Origin of the sequence: Agromyces aerolatus (genome assembly GCF_031432255.1) — a bacterium.
Classification (GTDB): domain Bacteria; phylum Actinomycetota; class Actinomycetes; order Actinomycetales; family Microbacteriaceae; genus Agromyces.
This window is the reverse complement of the sequence record NZ_JAVKGQ010000034.1, coordinates 1-1,504: the sequence shown is the minus strand read 5'-3', so window position 1 is coordinate 1,504 and position 1,504 is coordinate 1. Positions and strand designations below refer to the sequence as shown.

1 protein-coding gene and 1 pseudogene are annotated in these 1,504 nt (G+C 65.1%); both read left to right on the top strand.

The features are described from left to right. The first annotated feature begins 277 nt into the window (after positions 1-277). A complete protein-coding gene (locus RH864_RS19155) occupies positions 278-1,348 on the top strand; it encodes an IS110 family RNA-guided transposase (RefSeq protein WP_310519178.1) in 1,071 nt (356 codons plus the stop codon). Positions 1,349-1,364: 16 nt separating this feature from the next. Further along, a pseudogene (locus RH864_RS19150) lies at positions 1,365-1,504 on the top strand (integrase core domain-containing protein); the annotation flags it as partial.

Here is a 1,504-nt window from a genome sequence, read left to right as displayed (position 1 = left end):
GGCGATTCCTACGACTGTCAGTCTGTTCCTGCCGCATCCCGCGAGGATGAGGAAGTCCTGGCCGGAGTGTTCTGACCCTTGCTTACGATTGGCCCGCAGGGTGCCTTGGCGTTGATCTGTCGAGCCTCCGGCCGGGCGCGCAGTAACCGCTGCCGCCGGATCGGGCGTGACCTGATAGGAGCCTGGAGCAGTCTCGACAACGCGTCCCCATGACAGTCCTGTCCACCCGCCGGCGACAGCGTGATGACCACGCTAACCGGTGAAGGAGACAGCACACATGACCGAACTCGAGCCCGCCCGTTCCGGGCACGTCGTGATCGGCATCGACACGCACAAACACATCCACGTCGCCGCGGTGATGGACTCGATCGGCGGGATCCTCGCGACGCTGGCGATCTCGACCGACACGGCGGGGTTCCGGCAGTTGCTGGAATGGGCGAGCGGATTCGGGAAGATCATCGCGTTCGGGATCGAGGGAACCGGGTCGTACGGGGCCGGCCTCACCTCGTTCATCCGCCGCCACGGGCACAAGGTTGTCGAGGTCTCACGCCCCGACCGGCGGCTACGCAGGCTCAACGGGAAGTCCGACAGCCTCGACGCGGAGAACGCCGCCAGGGCCGTGCTTGCCGGGTTCGCGACCGCAGTCCCGAAGAGCGCCGACGGGGCCGTGGAGATGATCCGGCAGCTGAAAGTCGCGCACGATACCGCGGTGAAAGACCGCACCGGAGCGATGATCACCCTCAAAGCGATGCTCGTCCACGCCACCGAAGACCTCCGACGCGAGACCGCCAAGAAGAGCCAGAAGATGGTCGCCAGGCACTGCGCCGCACTCCGACCGCGCGGCTTGGAGACGCCCGAGGATGCGAACCGTCACGCGCTCAAGTCGATCGCGAGACGCTGGATCGCCCTCAACGACGAGATCAAAGAGCTCGAAGCACAGATCGAGCAGCTCGTCCTGCAACGCGCCCCGCACCTGCTCGACGAGTTCGGCATCGGCGTCGACACCGCCGCCGAGATCCTCATCGTCGCAGGCGACAACCCCGAACGCATCCGCAGCGAGGCCGCGTTCGCGAAACTCGCCGGTATCAGCCCCGTCCCCACCGGGAGCGGGATGACCAGCGGGAAGCACCGGATCAACCACGGCGGACATCGACAACTGAACGCTGCGATCTACCGGACCGTGATCGTCAGGATGAGATTCCACGAGCCCACGATCGCCTACGTCACACGCCGCACCGCCGAGGGCAAGAGCAAACGCGACATCATCCGCTGCCTGAAACGCTACGTGATCCGCGAGGTCTACCACCTCGTTAAGACCGACCCGCGAACAGGCGAAGTCATGAGTTGACAACTATAGGAGCATCAACGCGATGGCCGAGGCGATCAACAACCTCTACAAGACCGCGCTGATCCGTCAGCGAGGGCCGTGGCGAAGGGTCGAGCAGGTCGAGCTCGCGACCCTGGAATGGGTGTGGTGGTGGAACAACCAGCGCCTGCACGGCGA

Bases quoted from the DNA above. Each gene is read 5' to 3' on its own strand.
- RH864_RS19155 (WP_310519178.1), top strand. From the start codon at position 278: ATGACCGAACTCGAGCCCGCCCGTTCCGGGCACGTCGTGATCGGCATC.